The sequence below is a fragment of the Cellulosimicrobium sp. MI9406 genome (assembly GCF_040595865.1).
Lineage (GTDB): Bacteria > Actinomycetota > Actinomycetes > Actinomycetales > Cellulomonadaceae > Cellulosimicrobium > Cellulosimicrobium funkei.
The window spans coordinates 459,211-480,419 of the sequence record NZ_JALIZI010000002.1; the positions used below are offsets into that span (position 1 = coordinate 459,211).

At 73.7% G+C, this 21,209-nt stretch carries 18 protein-coding genes and 2 tRNA genes; 8 read left to right on the forward strand and 12 right to left on the reverse strand.

The window, feature by feature from the left end:
- Positions 1 to 41: 41 nt before the first annotated feature.
- Entirely contained in the window at positions 42 to 848 is an 807-nt protein-coding gene (locus MT994_RS05090; RefSeq protein ID WP_255434713.1) for a DUF1206 domain-containing protein, read from the reverse strand.
- Positions 849 to 990: 142 nt separating this feature from the next.
- On the opposite strand from MT994_RS05090, the gene MT994_RS05095 reads away from it, so the two are divergent.
- The gene (locus MT994_RS05095; RefSeq protein WP_354805385.1) at positions 991 to 2,109 is read left to right on the forward strand and encodes an acyltransferase; all 1,119 of its coding nucleotides are present in this window, start codon (positions 991 to 993) and stop codon (positions 2,107 to 2,109) included.
- On the opposite strand, the gene MT994_RS05100 is transcribed toward MT994_RS05095, so the two are convergent.
- Positions 2,082 to 2,441, reverse strand: a complete 360-nt coding sequence (locus MT994_RS05100; RefSeq protein ID WP_205688645.1) for a DUF488 domain-containing protein — start codon at positions 2,439 to 2,441, stop codon at positions 2,082 to 2,084. The two genes, MT994_RS05095 and MT994_RS05100, sit on opposite strands and share 28 nt — an antisense overlap.
- Before the next feature lie 49 nt (positions 2,442 to 2,490).
- Positions 2,491 to 2,564, reverse strand: a tRNA-Ile gene (locus tag MT994_RS05105).
- 58 nt (positions 2,565 to 2,622) lie between these two features.
- Between MT994_RS05105 and MT994_RS05110 the strand changes: the two genes are divergently transcribed.
- Complete coding sequence (locus MT994_RS05110; RefSeq protein ID WP_076405514.1) at positions 2,623 to 3,138, forward strand: hypothetical protein; 516 nt, start codon at positions 2,623 to 2,625, stop codon at positions 3,136 to 3,138.
- Positions 3,139 to 3,193: 55 nt separating this feature from the next.
- Positions 3,194 to 3,266, forward strand: a tRNA-Asn gene (locus MT994_RS05115).
- 195 nt (positions 3,267 to 3,461) lie between these two features.
- Here MT994_RS05115 and dnaG read toward each other — a convergent pair.
- Complete coding sequence (gene dnaG / locus MT994_RS05120) at positions 3,462 to 5,408, reverse strand: DNA primase (protein ID WP_354805387.1); 1,947 nt, start codon at positions 5,406 to 5,408, stop codon at positions 3,462 to 3,464.
- Between the two features lie 9 nt (positions 5,409 to 5,417).
- The gene (locus tag MT994_RS05125; protein ID WP_354805389.1) at positions 5,418 to 6,380 is read right to left on the reverse strand and encodes a helix-turn-helix domain-containing protein; all 963 of its coding nucleotides are present in this window, start codon (positions 6,378 to 6,380) and stop codon (positions 5,418 to 5,420) included.
- 96 nt (positions 6,381 to 6,476) lie between these two features.
- Between MT994_RS05125 and MT994_RS05130 the strand changes: the two genes are divergently transcribed.
- On the forward strand, positions 6,477 to 6,929 hold the full coding sequence (locus MT994_RS05130) for a VOC family protein (protein WP_074809722.1): 453 nt from the start codon (positions 6,477 to 6,479) through the stop codon (positions 6,927 to 6,929).
- 21 nt (positions 6,930 to 6,950) lie between these two features.
- Here MT994_RS05130 and MT994_RS05135 read toward each other — a convergent pair whose 3' ends face one another.
- Positions 6,951 to 8,240: a deoxyguanosinetriphosphate triphosphohydrolase gene (locus MT994_RS05135; protein ID WP_051027575.1), complete on the reverse strand. Its 1,290-nt coding sequence runs from the start codon at positions 8,238 to 8,240 to the stop codon at positions 6,951 to 6,953.
- Between the two features lie 113 nt (positions 8,241 to 8,353).
- On the opposite strand from MT994_RS05135, the gene MT994_RS05140 reads away from it, so the two are divergent.
- A complete protein-coding gene (locus tag MT994_RS05140; protein ID WP_009862091.1) occupies positions 8,354 to 8,785 on the forward strand; it encodes a hypothetical protein in 432 nt (143 codons plus the stop codon).
- Here the strand turns inward: MT994_RS05140 and MT994_RS05145 are convergent.
- The 4 genes from MT994_RS05145 to MT994_RS05160 all read right to left on the reverse strand — a co-directional run bounded on the left by MT994_RS05145 (position 8,782) and on the right by MT994_RS05160 (position 14,571).
- Positions 8,782 to 10,623 carry a glycoside hydrolase family 13 protein gene (locus MT994_RS05145; protein WP_354805391.1) on the reverse strand — a complete coding sequence of 614 codons (1,842 nt, stop codon included), beginning with the start codon at positions 10,621 to 10,623 and terminating at the stop codon, positions 8,782 to 8,784. The genes MT994_RS05140 and MT994_RS05145 overlap by 4 nt on opposite strands.
- A gap of 4 nt (positions 10,624 to 10,627) precedes the next feature.
- Positions 10,628 to 11,476 carry a sugar ABC transporter permease gene (locus MT994_RS05150; protein WP_228086664.1) on the reverse strand — a complete coding sequence of 283 codons (849 nt, stop codon included), beginning with the start codon at positions 11,474 to 11,476 and terminating at the stop codon, positions 10,628 to 10,630.
- Positions 11,477 to 11,540: 64 nt separating this feature from the next.
- Positions 11,541 to 13,187, reverse strand: a complete 1,647-nt coding sequence (locus MT994_RS05155) for an ABC transporter permease subunit (protein ID WP_354805392.1) — start codon at positions 13,185 to 13,187, stop codon at positions 11,541 to 11,543.
- Between the two features lie 151 nt (positions 13,188 to 13,338).
- A complete protein-coding gene (locus MT994_RS05160) occupies positions 13,339 to 14,571 on the reverse strand; it encodes an extracellular solute-binding protein (RefSeq protein ID WP_354805393.1) in 1,233 nt (410 codons plus the stop codon).
- A gap of 264 nt (positions 14,572 to 14,835) precedes the next feature.
- Between MT994_RS05160 and MT994_RS05165 the strand changes: the two genes are divergently transcribed.
- Together MT994_RS05165 and MT994_RS05170 are read left to right on the forward strand one after the other, a co-directional pair.
- Entirely contained in the window at positions 14,836 to 15,912 is a 1,077-nt protein-coding gene (locus tag MT994_RS05165; RefSeq protein WP_241005729.1) for a LacI family DNA-binding transcriptional regulator, read from the forward strand.
- Between the two features lie 181 nt (positions 15,913 to 16,093).
- Entirely contained in the window at positions 16,094 to 17,947 is a 1,854-nt protein-coding gene (locus MT994_RS05170) for a glycoside hydrolase family 13 protein (protein WP_354805394.1), read from the forward strand.
- A gap of 124 nt (positions 17,948 to 18,071) precedes the next feature.
- On the opposite strand, the gene dusB is transcribed toward MT994_RS05170, so the two are convergent.
- Positions 18,072 to 19,307, reverse strand: a complete 1,236-nt coding sequence (gene dusB, locus MT994_RS05175; RefSeq protein ID WP_354805395.1) for a tRNA dihydrouridine synthase DusB — start codon at positions 19,305 to 19,307, stop codon at positions 18,072 to 18,074.
- Positions 19,308 to 19,424: 117 nt separating this feature from the next.
- Between dusB and MT994_RS05180 the strand changes: the two genes are divergently transcribed.
- The gene (locus tag MT994_RS05180; protein ID WP_021483859.1) at positions 19,425 to 19,583 is read left to right on the forward strand and encodes a hypothetical protein; all 159 of its coding nucleotides are present in this window, start codon (positions 19,425 to 19,427) and stop codon (positions 19,581 to 19,583) included.
- A 110-nt stretch (positions 19,584 to 19,693) separates the two neighbouring features.
- On the opposite strand, the gene MT994_RS05185 is transcribed toward MT994_RS05180, so the two are convergent.
- Positions 19,694 to 21,091, reverse strand: coding sequence for a glycine--tRNA ligase (locus MT994_RS05185; RefSeq protein WP_233140187.1), 1,398 nt, complete (start codon positions 21,089 to 21,091; stop codon positions 19,694 to 19,696).
- Between the last annotated feature and the right edge of the window lie 118 nt (positions 21,092 to 21,209).

Consider the following 21,209-nt stretch of genomic DNA (forward strand, 5'->3'; position numbering starts at 1 on the left):
GACGTCCGGCCGTCGTCCCCAGCCCCGCACCGGGGCGCGCGTCACATCCGCGCGTACCGCGCCCGCGCGAACGAGTAGAGCCCGTAGGCCGCGAAGCCCAGACCGACGGCGACGAGGAGCGCGACCCCGAACGGCTGCGCCGCGAGCGTGGCGAACGCGCTGTCGAGGCCGCCCGCCTGCTGCGGGTCGTGCTGGACCGCGGCCACGACGAACAGCACGCCCAGCACGCCGAGCGCGACGCCCTTGGCGATGTACCCGACGCGCCCGAGCGTCACCACGGCGCGGCCCAGGTGCCCGCTGGTCCCGCCCTGGAGGTCCTCGAGGAACTTCTTCCGCCACCCCTTGACGACGTGGTAGACGCCACCGGCGACGATGCCCACACCGACCGCGCCGACGAGCAGCACGCCGCCGGGCTTCTCCATCAGGGTCGCGGTCATGCTCTCCTCCTGGCCGGAGCCGCCGGCGGACCCGGTCACGACCTGGAGGGCGATCACCCCGAGCGCCAGGTAGAGGACGGCCTTGCCCGCGGCCTTGAGCCGGTCGGACGTCTCGGCCGCGCCGCTCAGCGCGACGGTGACCTGCCACAGGGCGAGCGCCGCGAACGCCACGACGGCGAACCACAGCAGCGCGGTACCGCCCGGCGTCTGCGCGATCGCGGTGAGCGCACCGGTCTGGTCGGCCTGCTCGCTCGAGGCCGAGCCCGTCGCCACCTGCACGGCGAGGACGCCGACGACGAGGTGGAGCAGGCCGCTCACCGCGTAGCCCCCGCGGGCCAGGAGCTCCAGGGTCTTGCTGCCGCGTGCGCCGCGTGCTGCCGCCTTGCCGGTCGAGCTCATGCTCGGTGCCACAGGACCTCCTCGGTCGTCGGGACGCCGCCCCCACCGCGCCGCCGGGTTCTCCGGCCCGCACACGGTGCCAGAACTGCGCACTCCGCGCACGCCGGACGGCGTTGCCAGGCGGCGTTGATCACGATTCGGTAACGTGCCGCGGATGCCCACGCAGAACCCTCGCCTCGCCGTGCTCGACGGACTCCGGTTCGCGGCAGCAGCTACGGTGCTCGTCTACCACTTCGTCGCCGTCAACCACCACGCGTGGGGCGCGCGCACGAGCGCCTCGCTCCCCGACGCCCAGGCCGTCACCGCCTACGGGTCCTTCGGGGTCCAGCTCTTCTTCGTCGTCAGCGGCTTCGTCATCCTCATGACTGCCTGGGGCCGCGACGTGCGCGGCTTCGTCGCGTCGCGCGCGGGGCGGCTCTTCCCCGCGTACTGGGCCTCGGTGCTGCTCACGGTGATCCTGCTGGTGCTCGTCGTCCCCGGCCGGCGCGACGTCGACCTGCCGCAGGCGGCGGCCAACCTCACCATGGTCCAGCGCGCGTTCGGGATCCCCGACCTCGAGGCCGTCTACTGGACGCTCTGGTCCGAGCTGCGGTTCTACGTCCTCGTCGGCGTGCTCGTCGCCGTCGGCCTCACGCGGGCGCGGGTCCTCGCGTTCGTCGTGCTGTGGCCCGTCGCCGGCGCGATCGCGACCCAGACCGGCTCCGAGCTGGCCGCGACGGTGCTCGTCGCCCCCGACGCCCCGCTCTTCGCGGGCGGCATGGTGCTCTACCTGCTGACCCGCGAGCACCGCTCCCCCGTCCTCTGGCTCGCGCTCGCGCTGAACGTGCTCCTCGGGGCGGCGCTCTCCGGGCGGATCCAGTCCGGCCGCATCGAGAACAGCACCGACGTCGTCGTCTCCCCCACCGCGTGGTGGGTCGCGATCATCGTGTGCTTCGCGCTCGTCGCCGTGGCGACGCTCACGCCGCTCGCCCGCGTCTCCTGGGGCTGGCTCACCGCGCTCGGCGCCCTCACGTACCCGCTCTACCTCGTGCACTCGTCGTGGGGACGATGGGTCATCGAGTCCGTGCACCCGTACCTCTCGCGCGCCGCGACCCTCGCGGTGGCGGTCGCGGTGTGCCTCGCCCTCGCCTGGGTGATCCACCGCGCCGTCGAACGGCCGCTCGGGCCCCGGCTGCGGCACGCCCTCGACCGCGACCTGCGCCGCGACCTCGACCGCCCGACCCGGGCCGCCGCGTCCCGGGGCGCTCAGGACGAGGCGCTCGCCGCGAGGTAGTCGCGCAGCACCACCGCCTGGTTGTGCTGCTCGTCCCTCGCCCCGTACACCAGCGTCACCACGGGGTGCTGCCCGACGACGTCCCGCAGCTCCGCGACCGCGTCGCCCTGGGCGTCGAGCTCGGCGCGGTACCGCTCGGCGAACTCGTCGAACAGCCGCTCCTCGTGGTGGAACCAGCGCCGCAGGTCCGTCGACGGCGCCACGTCCCGGAGCCACAGGTCGACGTGCGCCGCCTCCTTGCTCACGCCGCGGGGCCACAGGCGGTCGACGAGCACGCGGAACCCGTCCTGCTCCTCGGCCGGCTCGTACACGCGCTTGGTCCGCACCGTCATGAGGCCATGACACCGCGCGGACGCGCGCGCCGCACGCGACGCGGAAGGGTGCCCCGTGCAGGACTTGAACCCGCGACCGAGAGATTATGAGTCTCCTGCTCTGACCAGCTGAGCTAACGGGGCGCGCGGGCGAGCATACCGCCCGTGCGGCAGGCGGTCGGAGAGCCGCTACGGTGGGGACGTGTCCTGGTTCCGCCGTCCCGCGCTGCCCGACCCTGTCCGTCGTGCGCTCGACCTCCCGGCCACCGATCGTGTCCTCGCGTCGGCGGAGCTCGCCGACGGGTCGTGGGCCGTCGCGACGCGGGCCGGGCTCCTCACGAGCGACGCCAGCGGGACGACCGTCGTCCGGCACCTCTGGTCGGACGTCGACCGGGCGGGGTACGACCCGGAGAGCGCGACGATCACCGTCTCGTGGGTCGACGGCGCTCCTCCCCTGGCCCTGCGCCTCGCCGACCCGCGCCGTACGTCGCTCGCGCAGACGCTGCGCGAGCGCGTGCAGTCGTCGGTCGTGCTCTCGGAGACCGTGACGTTCGCCGCAGGGCTCACCGCGCGCGTCGCCGTGCGGCGGGACGCAGACGGCGAGCTCTTCTCGCAGGTCGTCGCCGACCCCGGGCTGGACCTGACGGACCCGGAGGTCGAGGCACGGGTCGACGCGGCCGAGGGTCGGGTCCGGTCGGCGTCCGGACTACCCCTCTGAGCCTGCTAGAGTTTTCCCCGGTCGCTGCGGTGCACACCGCAACGGCCATGGTCGATCCCGCGTAGCTCAGCTGGCAGAGCATCCGACTGTTAATCGGACGGTCGTAGGTTCAAGTCCTACCGCGGGAGCCCTCAGGTTCGGCCCCGGATCGCACAGCGGTCCGGGGCCGGACCTTTTGCGTCCCCGGGACGGACCTCCCTCCGGCGCGGGAGCGTTCGACCTCTCCGAGCGCCGGTGACGCGTCCGTGCCGCTCGCGCGCGCTGGGCGTCGGCGAACGCCGCCGCCCGCGCTGGATGCCACGGCCTGACCGAACCCGCCGGCGTCAGGCGATCTCGCCCTCGCGCAGCGTGCGGCGCTCGGCCTCGACGGAGAGGAGCGCGGCGAACGCCTCCTGGTACGCGGCGAGGTCGACCGACGGGTCGAGCCGCTGCAGCCGGCTCTTCGCGTCGGCGACGCGGCGAGTGAGGCCCAGGTCGACGAGGCCGCGCACGACGCCCGCGACGTAGCCGCCGACGACGTTCTCCCGGTCCTCGGGCAGGGGCGCCACGGCGAGCTCGGTCACGAGGCCGCGCACGGGCTCGGCGGCCTGCTCGACGACGGCCTCGACCCAGTGCCCGGCGCCGAGCGACCTGCCCTCGCGCACGCCGCCCGCGGCGCGGATCGCGGCGTGCACGGCACGCCAGGCCGGGACGGCGAACGCGTCCTCGCCGAGGTCGTCGAACATCGGCGGCACGTGCTGGGGGTACTGGAGGACGGCGGCGAGCGCGAGCCGCTCCCGGCGCGCGACGGGGTCGCGCGGGTCGGGCAGGGGCAGCGCGGGGACCTCCGGCTCGGGCGGCCGGGCCTCGGCACCGGGGCGGGCGTCGTCGGGCCGGGAGGTCCGCACGGGCCCGGGTGCGCTGCCGCGCTTGGCGGCCGCGGCGACCTCGCGCCGGACGCGCTCCGCGTCAGTGCCGATCCAGCCGGCGAGCATGCGCGCGTACTCGGGGCGCAGCGCGGTGTCGCGGATGCCGGCGACGACGGGGGCGGCCGCGCGCAGGGCGCCGACGCGCCCCTCGGCCGTGTCGAGGTCGAACGACGCGAGCGTCGTGCGGATGACGAACTCGAAGAGCGGCTGGCGGCCGTCGACGAGCGCGCGCACCGCGTCCGGCCCGCGCGCCATGCGCAGCTCGCAGGGGTCCATGCCGCTCGGCTCGACCGCCACGAACGTCTGGGCGTAGAAGCGTTGGTCCTCGCCGAACGCCCGCACGGCGGCCTTCTGGCCCGCGGCGTCGCCGTCGAACGTGAAGACGACCTCTCCCCCGACGGACGCGCCCGACGCGAGCTGCATGCCGCCGCCCGCGGTCGTGTCGCCGAGGAGGCGCCGCACGATGCGCGCGTGGTCCGAGCCGAACGCGGTACCGCACGTCGCGACGGCCGTCGTCACGCCGGACAGGTGCGCAGCCATGACGTCCGTGTACCCCTCGACGACGACGACGCGCTTCTGCTTCGCGATCTCGCGCTTGGCGAGGTCGATGCCGTAGAGCACGTGCGACTTCTTGTAGAGCGTGGTCTCGGGCGTGTTGAGGTACTTGGGGCCCTGGTCCTCGTCGTAGAGGCGGCGCGCGCCGAACCCGATGATCTCGCCGGTCACGTCGCGGATCGGCCACATGAGCCGGCCGCGGAACCGGTCGTAGATGCCGCGCTGCCCCTGGCTCATGAGGCCGGAGGCGACCAGCTCCGCCTGCGTGAAGCCGCGGCCCTGGAGGTGGCGCTGGAGGTTGTCCCAGCCGGTCGGCGCGTACCCGACACCGAAGTGCTCGGCGTCGGCCCGCTCGAAGCTGCGCTCGGCGAGGAACGCGCGCGCGGCCTGGGCGCCCGGGGCGAAGAGCTGCTCGGAGAAGTACTGGGCCGCGACACGGTGCGCCTCGAGCAGCCGCTGGCGACGGCCGGGCTCCTCGCGGGGGCGCTGCGGGCCGCCGGAGTCCTCGTAGCGGAGCTGGATGCCGATGCGGTCCGCGAGGTACTCGACGGCCTCGACGAACGTCAGACCGTCGATCTTCTGCACGAACGAGATGACGTCGCCGCCCTCGCCGCAGCCGAAGCAGTGCCAGCGCCCGACGCCGGGGCGCACGTGGAACGACGGCGAGCGCTCGTCGTGGAACGGGCACAGGCCCTTGAGCGAGCCGACGCCTGCGGTCTTGAGCGTGACGTGCGCGGAGACGATCTCGTCGATCCGCGCGCGGTCGCGGACGGCTTCCACGTCCTCGCGTCGAATCAGGCCTGCCACGAGGCGAGTCTATGCGCCCCGGGCCGGCCCGGCGGGTGCCCCGGTGGCGGCGTCCGTCACCCCGGCGCCGGTCCCCGCCGCCGCCCCCACGAGGGCCGCGCGCGACGCCGCGCAGCGGCGCGCGTACGCGCCCGGGGTGACGCCCGTCGCGCGCGCGAAGTCCGCCCCGAGGTGGGCCTGGTCGTAGTAGCCGACGGCGGTCGCGAGCGCCGCGAGGTCCTGGCCCGGGTCCGCCGCCAGGAGGTCCGCGGCGAGGTGCACGCGGTGCCGCTGGAGCACCCACTTCGGGCTCACGCCGACGGACGCGGCGAACAGCCGCTGCAGCGAGCGCGCGGACGTGCCGACGACGTCCGCGAGGTCGCCCACGCCCGCCCCCGGCCCGAGCTCGCCGCCGACGAGCGCCGCGAACGCCCGCGCGACCCGGTCGAGGTCGCGCGTCGCGCGTGCGGTGCGGACCCGCTCGGCCCGGGCGCGCAGCAGGGGCTCGACCGCCCGCGCCGCCTCCTCGTCGCGGCCCGCGACCGCGAGGGCGAGCGCGGCGGCGCCGGGGCGCTCCGCCGTCGGGCCGAGCAGCGCCGCGGCCGGGACCTGCACGCCGGGACGCACGGCGTCCGGGTGGCCGAGCAGCACCCGGAAGGCGCCCGGCCGGAGCTTGGTGCCCACGACGGCGCCCGACCCGGTCAGGGTGCGCTCGAACAGCCCGGGCGGGATCCCGTGCGCGACGTACCCCGACTCCTCGGCCACGACGTTCGCGACCGGGTGGGGCACGAGGACCTGGGTGAACTCCGTGCCGGGCGGCAGGTCCCACCGCACGACCCAGTGCCGCTCCACGAGGTCCGCGAGGTCGGGGGCGGGCTCGACGCGCACGAGCTCGAAGCCGCGGCGCGCGGCCGCGGGGTCGACGAGACCGCGGACGGACGTCGTCGGGCGCCGGGGCCCCGCGGGGGCGTCGGCACCGGCGGGTTCGAACACCTGTCGCATTCCTCCAAGACTGGCACGGCCCGCCGACACGAGCATGAGGGGACGGCCCGCCCCGGGTGGGCGGGGAACCACGAGGAGGAGGACACCATGGAGATGTCGGCACTGCACCCCAACGTCACGGTGAGCGGCGCGCGCGAGGCCATCGCGTTCTACGAGGCCGCGCTCGGCGCCGAGGTGGTCGACACGATCACGGCGGGCGACGCCGTCATCCACTCCGACCTGCGGCTCGTCTCCCCGGCGGGGACCAGCACGTTCACCGTCGCGGAGGCGTTCCCGCCGGACTCGGTCGCGCCGGAGCCCGGCGCCCCGACGCACGCGTCGTTCACCGTCCCGGTCGAGGACACCGACGCCGCGTACGCGCGGGCGCTCGCGGCCGGCGCGTCGAGCCTCGCGGAGCCGTCGGACTGGTTCGAGGGGTTCCGCCAGGCGGCGGTGCGCGACCCGTTCGGGCACCGCTGGTACTTCGCGACCGTCGCGGACTCCGTCACGGCCGAGGACGTGCAGCGCGCGAGCGACGCGTGGGTCGCCGAGCGCGGCTGACCCGGCCCGTGCGCCCGCCGGTCAGGCGGGCGGGCGCACGAGCCGCGCGTGGAGCTGCATCGCGGAGACGTCGGTGAGCGACGCGACCTGGTCGATCACCACGCGCAGGCGGGCCGCGTCGTCGGGCGCCGCCTCCCAGTCCGCCGCGAACGACGGCTCGAGCGCGACGGGCGCGCGGTCGCCCAGGACGTGCACCAGGTCGGCGATCACCTCGCGCTGGCGCTGGTAGAGCGGCTCCTGCTCGCGCGGCGCCATGACGTACGCGACCGCGACCCCCTTGAGCACGAGGATCTCGGCGACCGTCTCGTCCGGCACGACGAGCCGCGCCGCGTACCGCGTGAGCGGGCCGTCCCCGAACAGCGCGCGCGTCGCGTCCTGGGCCGCGCCCGTGAACCGGCCGATGAGCTGGCTCGTGGCGTCCTTGAGCGCGGCGAGCGCGCGGCGCGACCCGTCGAACCCGGTGACCAGGTGCCCGGTGCCCTGGAGCCGGGTGATCGCCGCGTCGAGCGCCGCCTCGTCGTACGCGGTGCCGTACCAGGAGTGGACGGCACGCACGACGCGCGCGCGCTCGTCGGGGTCGTCGAGCACGGCGAGCTCGATGCGCCCGCCGACGACGGCGTCCTCGACGTCGTGCACGGAGTACGACACGTCGTCCGCGAGGTCCATGACCTGCGCCTCGAGGCACTTCACCTGCGCGGGCGCCCCGGCGCGCAGCCAGTCGAACACCGGGCGGTCGTCCTCGTAGACGCCGAACTTGTGGGTGGGCCGGCCGTCCGCGCGCAGCGGCGCCTCGCCCGCGCCCCACGGGTACTTGACGCTCGCGTCGAGGCTCGCGCGCGTGAGGTTGAGCCCGTACGAGCGGCCGTCCTCCACGACCTTGGGCTCGAGCCGCGTGAGGAGGCGCAGCGTCTGCGCGTTGCCCTCGAACCCGCCGACGTCGACCGCGAGGTCCGCGAGCGCCCGCTCGCCGTTGTGCCCGAACGGCGGGTGCCCGAGGTCGTGCGCGAGGCACGCGGTGTCGACGATGTCCGGGTCGCAGCCGAGCGCCTTGCCGATCTCGCGGCCCACCTGCGCGACCTCGAGCGTGTGCGTGAGCCGGGTGCGGACAAAGTCGTCGCTGCCCGGCCCGAGCACCTGCGTCTTGGCGCCGAGGCGGCGAAGCGCCGACGAGTGCACGATGCGCGCGCGGTCGCGCTCGAACGGCGTGCGGGCCCGGGACTTCGCGGACTCGACGAACCACCGCTCGGTGTCGGCGTCGGAGTACGACGCCGTGCCCTCCTCGCCGCGCGCCGGGCGCGGGCCGGTCCCCACGACCGCGGGGTCGAACGCCTGCTGCTCGAACGTCTGCACGGGCCCCAGCGTAACGACGCCGGTGGGGACGTGGCGGACGGCGGGCGGGCCGCCGTGGGCGTACTCTCCGCCGTATGGGTGCAGCGCGTGCGCTCGAGCTGCGGGCCGTCACCGTCGACGGCCTGGTCGAGGTCGTCCCCTACGTGGACGGCCGGTCGCTCGTGGACGTCGTCGGACGGTTCGAGTCGGCGCGCGGGTACTCCCCCGCGGGCGCGTACGGCGGGCTGGTCCCCGCGTTCTTCCGCTACGGCGACGCCGCGCACCAGTGGTACGGGCGGGGTCGCGTGCCCGCGGGCGGCCGCGCGTGGGTGCTCGCGTGCGACTGCCACGAGGCGGGCTGCTGGCCGTTCGAGGTGGCCGTGGCCGCCGACGCGACCACAGTCACGTGGCGCGACCTCACGCAGCCGTTCCGTCCCGAGTGGGACTACTCCGCGCTCGGGCCGTTCACGTTCGACCGCGCGCAGTACGACGACGCGGTGCGCGCGGTCGCGCACCTGTTCGGCTAGGGCAGCCGCCACACCCCGACGGCCGGGCCGTCGCCCGCGAGCCGGGCGCCGCCGTCGTGCGGGGCGAGGTCCAGCGCGCCGTGCAGCCGCTCGGGCTCCCCACGCCCCACGAGCGCGGGGTGCAGCGCGACGCCGCCCCACGGCGCGCGCGCGAGCGCGACGAGGACACGCTCCTCGGGCGTCTCCCGGAGGTAGACGAGCGCGTCGTCGGCGACGTGCACCCAGCGCAGGCCGCCGTGGCGCAGCGCGTCGGAGCCGCGGCGCACCGCGATGAGCGCCCGGTACAGGTCGAACGTCGCGCCGTCCCAGCGCCCGTGGCCCGAGACCGCGTCGTCCCACGGCATGGTCGCGCGCGCGTGCTCCCCGTTGAGGCCCGTGAGCCCGACCTCGTCGCCCGCGAAGACGACGGGCGTGCCCGGGTAGGTGAGCAGGAGCGTCGCCGCGACCTCGACCATCTCGCGCGAGCCGACGATCGAGCGCAGCCGCGGGGTGTCGTGCGAGCCGAGCATGTTCCACTGCGACGCGGTCACGCGCCACGGCAGCACGGCGTCGAACTCGCGCATCGTCTCCACGACGGCCGGCCCGGCCCGTCGCGGCGTGCGCACGGGCAGCCCGAGGTAGGGCACGGGCGAGTGCGCGGGAGACAGCCAGGTCCACGCCGGGCGCGTGAACGCCGAGTAGTTCATGTTCGCGTGCCAGCCGTCGCCCGCGAGGTCGCCGGACGCGTCGTGGAAGTGCTCGGCGACGAGGGCGGCCTCCGGGTTCACGCCCCGCATCGTCGTGCGCAGGCGCCGCGCGACGTCGAGCGTGCGGTCCTCGGCGCCGAAGCGACCGGTCATGTTGGCGACGTCGATGCGCCATCCGTCGAGACCGAACGGCTCGCGCAGGTAGCGCCCGACGACGGACCCGGGCCCGTCGATCATGCGCGCCCCGAGCACGGCCGAGCCGTACGACAGCTTCGGCAGCGACGCGTGCTCGAGCCAGCCCACGTACCCGGGCTCGCCGTCGGTCCAGTAGTAGAAGTCGCGCTCCGGCGCGCCCGGGTCCGCGAGCGCCCGCGCGAACCACTCGTGCCCGGCGCCCGTGTGGTTCGTCGTGAGGTCGCCCATGACGCGCAGCCCGCGCGCGTGCGCGGCGCGGATCAGCGACGCGTACGCGGCGTCGCCGCCGAGCAGCGGGTCGACGTGGTCGAACGTGCTCGCGTCGTAGCGGTGGTTGGAGCGCCCCGGGAAGACGGGCGTCGTGTAGAGCGTCGTGACGCCGAGCGCCACGAGGTGGTCGAGCCGCTCCTCGACCCCGGCGAGGTCGCCCCCGTAGTACTGCGTGCCGACGTCGGGGCCCGCGCCGTGCGGCTCGTCGTCCCAGGCCGCGGGGACGGCCCACTCCGGGAGCGGACGCCCGTCGGCCCCGGCCGAGCGCGCGAACCGGTCGGGGAAGACCTGGTACACGACGCCGTCGCGCATCCACGCGGGCGCGCCCTCGTGGACGGTGAGGCGGAAGTCCGCGGCATCGGGCACGTCGCGGTCCCAGACCCCCCGGCCGTTGAGCCAGCGGTAGCCGCGCTCGCCCTCGTCGAGGAAGAACCGGTACCCGGTCACCGGGTTGTGCACGAGCACCTCGGCGACGTACCAGTCCTCGTGCTCGTCCGAGCGGTCGAGGCGGGCCGGGGCGAGGCGCGGCTCGCCGTCGCGCACGGTGCGCAGCCACACGTCGCGCACGCCGGCCGACCGGGGCACGCGCACGCGGACGGGGACCGTGTCCCCGAGGGCGGGGACGCCCTCGGGGACGTACAGCGCCGAGCCGTCGTGGTGCGGGACGGGCGTGGCGACGTCGTGCACGCGGTCAGCCCTTCACGGAGCCGGCCGTGAGGCCGCCCACGATGTACTTCTGCAGGTAGAGGAACAGGGCGAGCACGGGCAGCGCCGAGATGACGGCACCGGCCGTGAAGAGGCCCCAGTTGGCCTCCTTGAGCGACGACACCCACCCGTACAGCCCGACGGCGAGGGTCCAGTTGCTCTCGGACGACAGGACGATGCGCGCGATGATGAACTCGCCGAACGTGCTGATGAACGACAGCAGCGCGACGACGGCGAGGATCGGCGCGACGAGGCGCAGGATGATCGTCCAGTAGATCTGCGTGTGGGTCGCGCCGTCGATCTTCGCGGCCTCGTCGAGCTCGCGCGGCACGGTGTTGAAGAACCCGTACATGAGGAACGTGTTCACGCCCAGGGCCCCGCCGAGGTACACCGCGACGAGCGCGATCTTGCTGTTGAGGCCGAGGACCGGCACGACGTTCCCGAGCGAGATGAGCAGCAGGAAGATCGCGACGAACGCGAGCATCTGCGGGAACATCTGGATGATCAGCAGGGACGTGAGGCCGGCGCGCCGGCCGCTGAAGCGGAACCGCGAGAACGCGTACGCCGCCGCCGCGCCCATGAGCACGGTGCCGACCGACGTCGCGACCGCGATGACGAGCGTGTTGCCCATCCACGTCCAGAACATCGTGGTGCCGAGCTGGGCGTAGTTCGCGGTGCTCACGTCGGAGAACAGCGAGTTGGAGCCGGTGAGCGTCCCGTTCTCCGACAGCGACGCCGACAGGACGTACACGAGCGGGAACGCGGCGTAGACGACGGCGATCACGCCGACGACGTGCCGCCAGCCCAGCTCGGAGAACCAGCGCCCCGGGCGCATGCGGTTCCGGGACGCCGGGACGGCGGTGCCGCCGACGACGGGGGGTGCCTGGGTGGTCGCCATGTCAGCTGATCTCCTCGAACTTGCGCGTGCTGCGGAAGGCGATGGCCGAGATCGTCCCCACGATGACGAAGATGACGATCGACAGGGCGCTCGCGAGCCCGAAGTCCTTCTGCGCCGAGCCGTCGACGCCGGAGATCGAGTACACCATCGAGATGAGGATGTCCGTGTGGCCGAGCGGCACCGACGCGTCGGCGAAGCGTGGCCCGCCCCCGGTGAGCATGTAGATCAGGGTGAAGTTGTTGAAGTTGAAGGCGAACGACGAGATGAGCAGCGGCGCGGTCGAGATGAGCAGCAGCGGCAGCGTGATCGCGCGCCACGTGGTCCAGCGGCCCGCGCCGTCGATCTTCGCGGCCTCCATGACGTCGGACGGCAGGGACTGCAGCGCGCCCGTGCAGATGAGGAACATGTAGGGGAAGCCCAGCCACAGGTTCACGCCCAGCACGGACAGCTTCGCGAGCCAGGGGTCGGTGAGCCACGGGATGTGCGCGCCGCCCAGGATCACCTCGTTGATGAACCCGAACCGCGTGTTGAGCAGCCCCGACCACAGCAGCGCCGCGAGGAAGCCCGGGATCGCGTACGGCAGGATCATGAGCGTCCGGTAGACCTTGCGCCCGCGCATCCGGGTGTCGTTGAAGACGATCGCGAGGAACAGGCCGAGCAGGAACGTCGTGGCGACCGAGCCGATCGCGAACACGAACGTCCACACCAGGATCTTCACGAACGGCTGGGCGTAGCGGGCGTCCGAGAACGCGGTGACGAAGTTGTCGAACCCGACCGGGACGCGCCACCCGACCGCGAGGGTCGAGCCGTCGGGCGCCTCGAACTGGCCCTCGTCGTTCGGCGTGTAGACCGTGCCCGTCGTGGTGTCGGTCATCGTGTCCGCCGCCGCGTCCCACTCGAGGGCGGACGTGTACACGTAGCCGGTGCGGGCGTCGGTGGTGCGGATCGAGCCGTCCTCGGGGTCGTCCGAGACGGGGACGCGCAGCTCGGTCACCTCGGCCTGGCGCTGCAGCACCTGGTCGCGCGGCAGGACCGTGTACCCGGGGACCTCGGTCGCGCGGCCGTCCTCGACGGTCGCGCCGTCGACGACCGACAGCGGCCGCTCGGCCGTGCCGGCCTCGACCTCGCCGTCGTCGGTGACGACCGCGAACCCGAGCGCGTCGCCGTCCTCGACGACGGTCAGCGCGGACGACGCCGAGCCCTCGACCCGGCGTTCGTTCTGGATGAGCAGCGCGGAGACCGCCTGCTCCTTCGTCGAGTTGTGGCCCGTGCCGTAGTTGGTGAACGCCACGTAGCCCGTGTACCCGACGACGAAGATCTGGTAGACGAGCAGGAAGATCAGGCCGGGCAGGATGTACTTGAGCGGCAGGGACCGCTTCGAGAAGTACACCCAGTTCGCCGCGACGAGCAGCGCGAGCGTCGCGGCGAGGATGCCGTACGAGCCCGCCGTCCACGCCGACCAGACCACGTACACGCCGAGCGCGTCCACGACCGCCATGAGGGCGAGCTTGACGAAGAACCCGGGCCCGTAGTCGCGCGCGTGCGAGGCGTCGCGCGGCCGCAGGCGGCGCTCGCCGCGCGGCGGCGGGCCGTCGGCTCCGGAGGTGCCGACGCGCTCGTCGCCGGCCGTGGTCTGAGGGGCGGACATCGTGGTGCCTCCGAGGTCGTCGGACGCGCGGGGTGCTGCGTCTTCTGGAGTGTCGTCGTGCTGCGTCGCGGCCCGTTCCGGGCCGGAGGTCGGGACGCGCCGTCGCGGTGCGCAGGAGCCCTGCGCACCGCGACGGCGGGCTGCACCCGGATCAGGAGTCGATCGCGCCCTGGATGTCGGCGATCATCTTGTCCCAGCTCGAGACCGGGTCGGCACCGGCGACGATCGCCGCCTCGGTGACGCCCCAGAAGCTCCACACGGCAGCCATCTCGGGGATCGACGGCATCGGCACGGCCTCGGCACCCACGGCGCGGAAGCCCGCGACGATCGGGTCGTCCGCGGCGGCGGTGTCGGCGGCGGCGGTCAGCGCCGGCGGACGGTTGCCCGCCTCGTACAGCGCGAGCTGCGCGTCCTCGGTGGACAGGAAGTTCACGAGGAAGTCGTTCGCGACGATCGCGTTGTCGCTCTCCGCGCTCAGGTAGAAGCCCTGGACGCCGACGAACGGCTGCGCGGGCTGGCCGCCCGCGGTGGGGATCGGGTCGATCGACAGGTCGAGGCCCTCGAACGAGTCGATCATCCACGGACCGCCGACGATGAACGGCGACTGGCCGTTCTTGAACGCCTCGACGGCGATGTCGTAGGTCGTGTCCTGGCTGAGCACTCCGGCCGCACCCTGGGCGCCGAGCCACTGCGCGAACGCCTGGCCCTCGGGGCCGCCCATCGCGAGCTCGGACGAGTAGCTGCCGTCCTCGTTCTGCGCGAAGACGGGAGCGCCGAACGACGTCTGGAACGGGTAGTGGGTGTACGGGTCACCCTTGTCGCCGTCCGACTGGACCAGGATCGGGAACTGCGTCCCGGCGGCCTGGCCCGCGGCCACCGCCTCGTCCCACGTGGCGGGGGCGGTCGGCGCGAGCGCCGTGTTGCGGATCAGGGCGATGTTCTCGATCGCGTAGGGCAGGCCGTAGACCTGGCCGTCCTGCGTGAACGCCTCGATGGAGACGTCCTCGAACTCGGCCGCCTTGTCGCCCAGCTCGAGCGGCGCCACGACGCCGTTCGTGGTGAGCTCGCCCAGCCAGTCGTGGGCGCCGACGGTGATGTCGGGGCCCTCGCCCGTCGGGACCTGGGCGAGGAAGTCCGCCCGGATGTCCTCGAAGTTCTTGAGCACGACGTCCACCGTCGTGCCCGTCTCGGTCTCGAACGACTCGGCCGCCGCGGTCACGGCGTCCTGACGGGTCTCGTCGACCCAGACGGTCAGCGAGCCACCGGCGGACGAACCCTCGGCGCTCGGCTCGTCGGTGGTCTCGTCGCCCGAGCCGCCGGACGAGCAGGCGGTCAGCGCCAGCGTCGTGGTCAGCGCGGCGGCAAGAAGGATGCTCCGTCGCATCAGTGGTCACTCCAAGCGTGTCGTGATGGGCGGCCCGCTCCGGCGTTGGCACCGGCGCCGGACCCTGATGGGCACGACGGTAGAGCGGGAGGTGGCGCAGGTGCAAGTCGTTGCGGTAACTTTCATGCAACGCTTTGCAGGGCGTCGACCGGCGCCCACCCGCCTCCTCCGGTCGACGGGTCCGCGCGCCTCCGCACAGGGGATCGCGGCTCGCCGACCGGACGACCAGGACGAGGAGGTCCGGTGTCCCCTACGCTGCCCCATGTGCGTACCCGTCTCAGTGATCTCGCCGCCCAGGCAGGCGTCTCCACGGCGACGGTCTCGCGCGTCCTCAACGGGAAGCCCGGCGTCGCGAGCGAGACCCGCCAGGCGGTGCTCGCCGCGCTCGACGTGCTGGGCTACGAGCGACCGTCGACGCTGCGCACCCGCTCCGCCGGCCTCGTCGGCCTCGTCGTCCCGGAGCTGACGAACCCCGTCTTCCCGGCGTTCGCCCAGACGATCGAGTCGCTCCTGTCCGAGCACGGGTACACGCCGCTGCTGTGCACGCAGTCGCCGGGCGGGACCACGGAGGACGACTACGTCGACATGCTCATGGACCACGCGGTCGACGGCATCGTCTTCGTCTCCGGCCTGCACGCGGACACCCAGGCGAGCCACGAGCGCTACGAGCGGCTGCGCAGCCGGGGCATCCCGATCGTCCTGGTCAACGGCTTCGCCGAGGGCATCGACGCCCCGTTCGTCTCGCCCGACGACGTCGCGAGCGTCGAGCTCTCGGTGCGCCACCTCGTCTCGCTCGGGCACCGCAGCGTCGGCCTCGCGATCGGCCCCGACCGCTTCGTCCCCGCGCAGCGCAAGCTCGCGAGCTTCGCCGAGTCGCTCGTGCGGCACGGTCTCGTCGCCGACGAGGCGGAGGCGGCCCAGCACGTCGTCGTGACGCTCTACACCGTCGAGGGCGGCCAGGCCGCAGGCGGCGAGCTCATCGACTCGGGCCACACCGCGATCGTCTGCGGCTCCGACCTCATGGCGCTCGGCGCCATCCGCGCGGCGCGCTCGCGCGGGCTGCGCGTGCCGCAGGACGTCTCGGTGCTCGGCTACGACGACTCGCCCCTCATCGCCTTCACCGACCCGCCGCTCACCACGGTGCGCCAGCCCGTGAGCGCCATGGCGCACGCCGCCGTGAGCGCGCTGCTCACGGAGATCGCGGGCGAGCGGGCACCGCGGACCGAGCTCCTCTTCCAGCCGGAGCTCATCGTCCGCGACTCGACCGGGGCCGCCCCGGCCCGCGCGGCGTCCGCGACGGACGCGAGCACGGTCGCTGCGGCGGGCTCGCCGACCGCCTGAGACCGGCGCCCAGAAGTCCACGCACCTCGCTGCGGGCGCCCGCCGACCCCTCGTCGGCACCGCACCGCAAGCGCTTACACTCGACGGAGGGTCGGCGACACCCCGCTCCGCCAGCCGAGTGACCACCACCGGAAGATCCCCTGAAAACCCCAGCACCACGTACGTGAGGACCGACAGCTCGATGACTCGTATCGATTCGACGCCGACCGCCGCCGCGACCAGCACCGGGCTGGCCACCGCCCCGGCGCTCTTCAGCACGGGGGCGCTCGTGCACACCGGGCCGGGCGAGGCCCCCGAGTGGTGGCGCGACGCCGTCATCTACCAGGTGTACCCGCGCTCCTTCGCGGACGGCGACGGCGACGGCGTCGGCGACCTGCCCGGCATCACCTCGAAGCTCGACCACCTCGCCGAGCTCGGGGTCGACGCCGTCTGGCTGAGCCCGTTCTACCGCTCGCCCCAGAAGGACGCGGGCTACGACGTCGCGGACTACCGCGACGTGGACCCGCTGTTCGGCACGCTCGCGGACTTCGACGAGCTCCTGGCCCAGGCGCACGCGCGCGGCATCCGGATCATCGTCGACCTCGTCCCGAACCACACGTCGGACCAGCACGCCTGGTTCCAGGCGGCGCTCGCGTCGCCCGAGGGCTCGCCGGAGCGCGCGCGGTACATCTTCCGCGAGGGCGAGGGCGAGCACGGCGAGCTGCCCCCGAACAACTGGCAGTCGATCTTCGGTGGCCCCGCCTGGACCCGCGTCACGGCCGGCGCGAACGCCCGCCCCGTGACCGGCGCCGAGGGCGAGACGCCCGGGCAGTGGTACCTGCACCTCTTCGACTCGACCCAGCCCGACCTCGCGTGGGACAACCCGGAGGTCCGCGAGGAGTTCGAGCAGGTCCTGCGCTTCTGGCTCGACAAGGGCGTGGACGGGTTCCGCGTCGACGTCGCGCACGGCATGATCAAGGCCGACGGCCTGCCCGACTGGGGCGGCACCGTCTCGATGGTCGAGGGCACCGAGGCCGCCGACGGCGAGGAGGGCACCGACCCGGGCGCCCCCGAGGACGGCTCGACGGGCGCCGGGAACTCCGGCCCGATGTTCGACCAGGACGGCGTCCACGAGATCTACCGCGCGTGGCACCGCGTCCTCGCCGAGTACGACGGCGACCGTGCGCTCGTCGCCGAGGCGTGGGTCGAGCCGCTCTCGCGCCTCGCGCGCTACGTGCGCCCGGACGAGATGCACCAGGCGTTCAACTTCTCGTTCCTCACCACCGGCTGGGACGCCGCGCCGCTGCGCACCGTGATCGCGGCGTCGCTGCGCGCGAACGACGAGGTCGGCGCGCCCACGACGTGGGTCCTGTCGAACCACGACGTCGTGCGCCACGCGTCGCGCCTCGGCCTGGCCGACCCGGGCCTGCGCCCCAACGGCATCTTCGCCCACGACCCGCAGCCCGACGAGGAGCTCGGCCTGCGGCGTGCGCGCGCCGCGTCGCTGCTCATGCTCGGTCTGCCCGGGTCGTCGTACCTCTACCAGGGCGAGGAGCTCGGCCTCCCCGAGCACACCGCCCTGCCCGACGACGTCCGCGAGGACCCGGCGTTCTTCCGCACCCAGGGCGCCGAGGCGGGCCGCGACGGCTGCCGCATCCCTCTCCCCTGGCGCGCCGACGCCGAGGGCTTCGGGTTCGGGCCGTCCGGCAAGACCTGGCTCCCCCAGCCGGAGTCGTACGGCCGCTACGCCGCGGACGTCCAGCGCGGCGTCGAGGGCTCGACCTACGAGACGTACCGCACGGCCCTCGCCACGCGTCGCGCGGAGCGCCTGGGCGCGGGCACGCTCGCGTGGGTCGAGGAGTTCGCCGGCTCGGCGGACGTCGTGGCCTTCCGCAACCGCGACGTCGTCGTGCTCGCCAACCTGGGCGCCGAGCCCGTGGTGCTGCCGCACGGCGCGGAGGTCCTCGTGGCCTCCGGCCCGGTCCTGACCGACCGCTCCGCGGACCCGCAGGTCCGCGTCCCGTCGGACACGACCGTCTGGCTGCGCGCGCACTGACCGACGCCGCTGCATGTGCACGACGGCCGGGACCTCGCGGGGGTCCCGGCCGTCGTTCTTTGCGTCCCGCCGGTGCAGGGCCGCGCTCGGGCGGCCGGCGAGGAGGCGGCGGAGGAGGCGGCGCTCAGCCGCCGGAGACGCTCAGCTCGGCCTCGCGCAGGCGCTCCTCGTGCTCGGCGTCGAGCTCGCGCGAGTCGAGCCAGCCGTACGGCAGGTGCGGCGTCTTGGGCGACCCGGCCCGGCCGCGCTGACCCTCGGCGGCCTCGCCGGGGTAGGGCGCGTCCTGGTCGAGGTCGTCGAGCAGCGCGCGCAGCTCGGCGAGCGTCGAGACCATCGCGAGCGCGCGGCGCGCGTCGCCGCCCACCGCGTAGCCCTTGAGGTACCAGGCCATGTGCTTGCGCAGGTCGCGCATGCCCTTGCCCTCGTCGCCGTCGAAGTACTCGATCATGAGCTCGCCGTGGCGGTAGATCGTGCCCGCCACCTCGCGCAGCCCGGGGCGCACACGCTCGGGGCGGCCCGCGAACGCCGCGGCGAGGTCGGCGAACAGCCACGGCCGGCCCTGGCAGCCGCGCCCGACGACGACGCCGTCGCACCCGGTCTCGCGCACCATGCGCACGGCGTCCTCGGCCGACCAGATGTCGCCGTTGCCGAGCACCGGCACGCTCGTGACGGCCTCCTTGAGACGCGCGATCGCGGACCAGTCGGCCGTGCCGGAGTAGTGCTCGGCGGCGGTGCGCGCGTGCAGCGCGACGGCGGCGACGCCCAGGCCCTCCGCGATGCGGCCTGCCTCGAGGTAGGTGAGGTGGTCGTCGTCGATGCCCTTGCGCATCTTCACGGTGACGGGGACCCCGTACGGGCGGGCGGCCTCGACCGCGCCCTGCACGATCGCGGTGAACAGGTCGCGCTTCCAGGGCAGCGCCGCTCCCCCGCCCTTGCGCGTGACCTTGGGCACCGGGCAGCCGAAGTTCAGGTCGACGTGGTCGGCGCGGTCCTCGGCGACGATGATGCGCACGGCCTCGCGGACGGTCGCGGGGTCCACGCCGTACACCTGCGCGGACCGCGGCGTCTCGTCGGCGCCGAACGTCACGATGCGCAGTGCCTCGGGGTTGCGCTCGACGAGCGCGCGGCTCGTGACCATCTCGGCGACGTAGAGGCCGGGGTCGTCGCCGCCGGACGCGCCGGCCTCGCGGCACAGCGTGCGGAACGCGCGGTTCGTGACGCCGGCCATCGGGGCGAGGACCACCGGCGTCCGGACGACGATCGGGCCGATCCGCAGCGGCGCCACGAGCGGACCGGCCCCCGGGTCGGGGCGGTCGGTCGTCGTGCTGAGGGCAGGAGCGGGTGCAGTCACGCGCTCCATTGTCCCACCCGGCTCCCGCTGCACGACGAGCCCTGTTTCGACGAGCGAGCAGCGCACGGTCGTGGCAGTGTTGAGGAGGTCCGGCAATCCAGGCCGGACACGGACGAAAGGGACGACATGCCTCTCTGGCTCATCCTGGTCATCGTCGGCGCCGTGCTCCTCATCCTCGGCGTCGCCATCGAGGCCGCGAAGATCCTCATCTGGATCGGCATCATCGTGCTCGTCGTGAGCCTGGTGATCGGCCTGCTCAACAGGGCTAAGGGGGCGGCCCGCTAGCGCGAGGCCGCGGGGGCGACGCGTCCCGACGAGACGCGACAGGAGGGGCGGGACCGTACGGTCCCGCCCCTCCTGCGTGCCCGGCGCAGGTGCGCCGGGCCGGTGACGCGTCAGGCGCCGAGCAGGTGCCCGGCGAGGTACTCGGTGACCTTGTCGAGCGCGACGCGCTCCTGGCTCATCGAGTCGCGGTGGCGGATCGTCACGGCCTGGTCGTCGAGCGTGTCGAAGTCGACCGTGATGCAGAACGGCGTGCCGATCTCGTCCTGGCGGCGGTACCGGCGGCCGATGGCGCCGGCGTCGTCGAAGTCGACGTTCCAGTACTTGCGGAGCTCGGTCGCGAGGTCCTTCGCCTTGGGCGAGAGCTGCTCGTTGCGGCTCAGCGGGAGCACGGCGGCCTTGACCGGCGCGAGGCGGTGGTCGAGGCGCAGGACCGTGCGCGTGTCCACGCCGCCCTTCGCGTTCGGCGCCTCGTCCTCGGTGTACGCCTCGACGAGGAACGCCATGAGCGAACGCGTGAGACCCGCGGCCGGCTCGATCACGTAGGGCACCCAGCGCTCGTTCTTCGTCTGGTCGAAGTACGACAGGTCCTTGCCCGAGTGCTCGGCGTGCGTCTTGAGGTCGAAGTCGGTGCGGTTCGCGATGCCCTCGAGCTCGCCCCACTCCGAGCCGGAGAAGCCGAAGCGGTACTCGATGTCGACCGTGCGGGTCGAGTAGTGCGAGAGCTTCTCCTGCGGGTGCTCGTACAGGCGCAGGTTGTCGCGCTGGATGCCGAGGTCCACGTACCAGTCGGTGCGCGTGTCGATCCAGTACTGGTGCCACTCGGCGTCCGTGCCGGGCTCGACGAAGAACTCCATCTCCATCTGCTCGAACTCGCGCGTGCGGAAGATGAAGTTGCCCGGCGTGATCTCGTTGCGGAACGACTTGCCGATCTGGCCGATGCCGAACGGCGGCTTCTTGCGGCTCGCCCCCATGACGTTGGCGAAGTTCACGAAGATGCCCTGCGCCGTCTCGGGGCGCAGGTAGTGCAGGCCCGACTCGTCCTCGACGGGGCCGAGGTGCGTCTTGAGCATCATGTTGAAGTCGCGCGGCTCGGTCCACTGCCCGCGCGTGCCGCAGTTCGGGCAGACGATCTCGGCGAGGCCGCCCTCGGGCGCGCGGCCCTTCTTCTCCTCGAACTCCTCGATCATCTGGTCCTCGCGGAACCGCTTGTGGCAGTGCAGGCACTCCGTCAGCGGGTCGGTGAAGACGCCCACGTGGCCCGACGCGACCCACACCTGGCGCGGCAGGATCACGGACGAGTCGAGACCCACGACGTCGTCGCGGCTCGTGACCATCGCGCGCCACCACTGCTTCTTGATGTTCTCCTTGAGCTCGGTGCCCAGGGGCCCGTAGTCCCACGCGGAGCGGGTGCCGCCGTAGATCTCGCCCGAGGGGAAGACGAACCCGCGCCGCTTGGCGAGGGAGACGACGGCGTCGAGACGGGCGGTGGGTGAGGGCGCTGCGGCCACGGACATCACTCCTGGTGCTCACGGCCCCGCACGTGGCTCGTGGGGGCTGGACGGGTGGGCGACGCCCGCACGGGCGCCGACCGACCAGCGTACCCGGCCGTGACCCGGCTCACCGGGA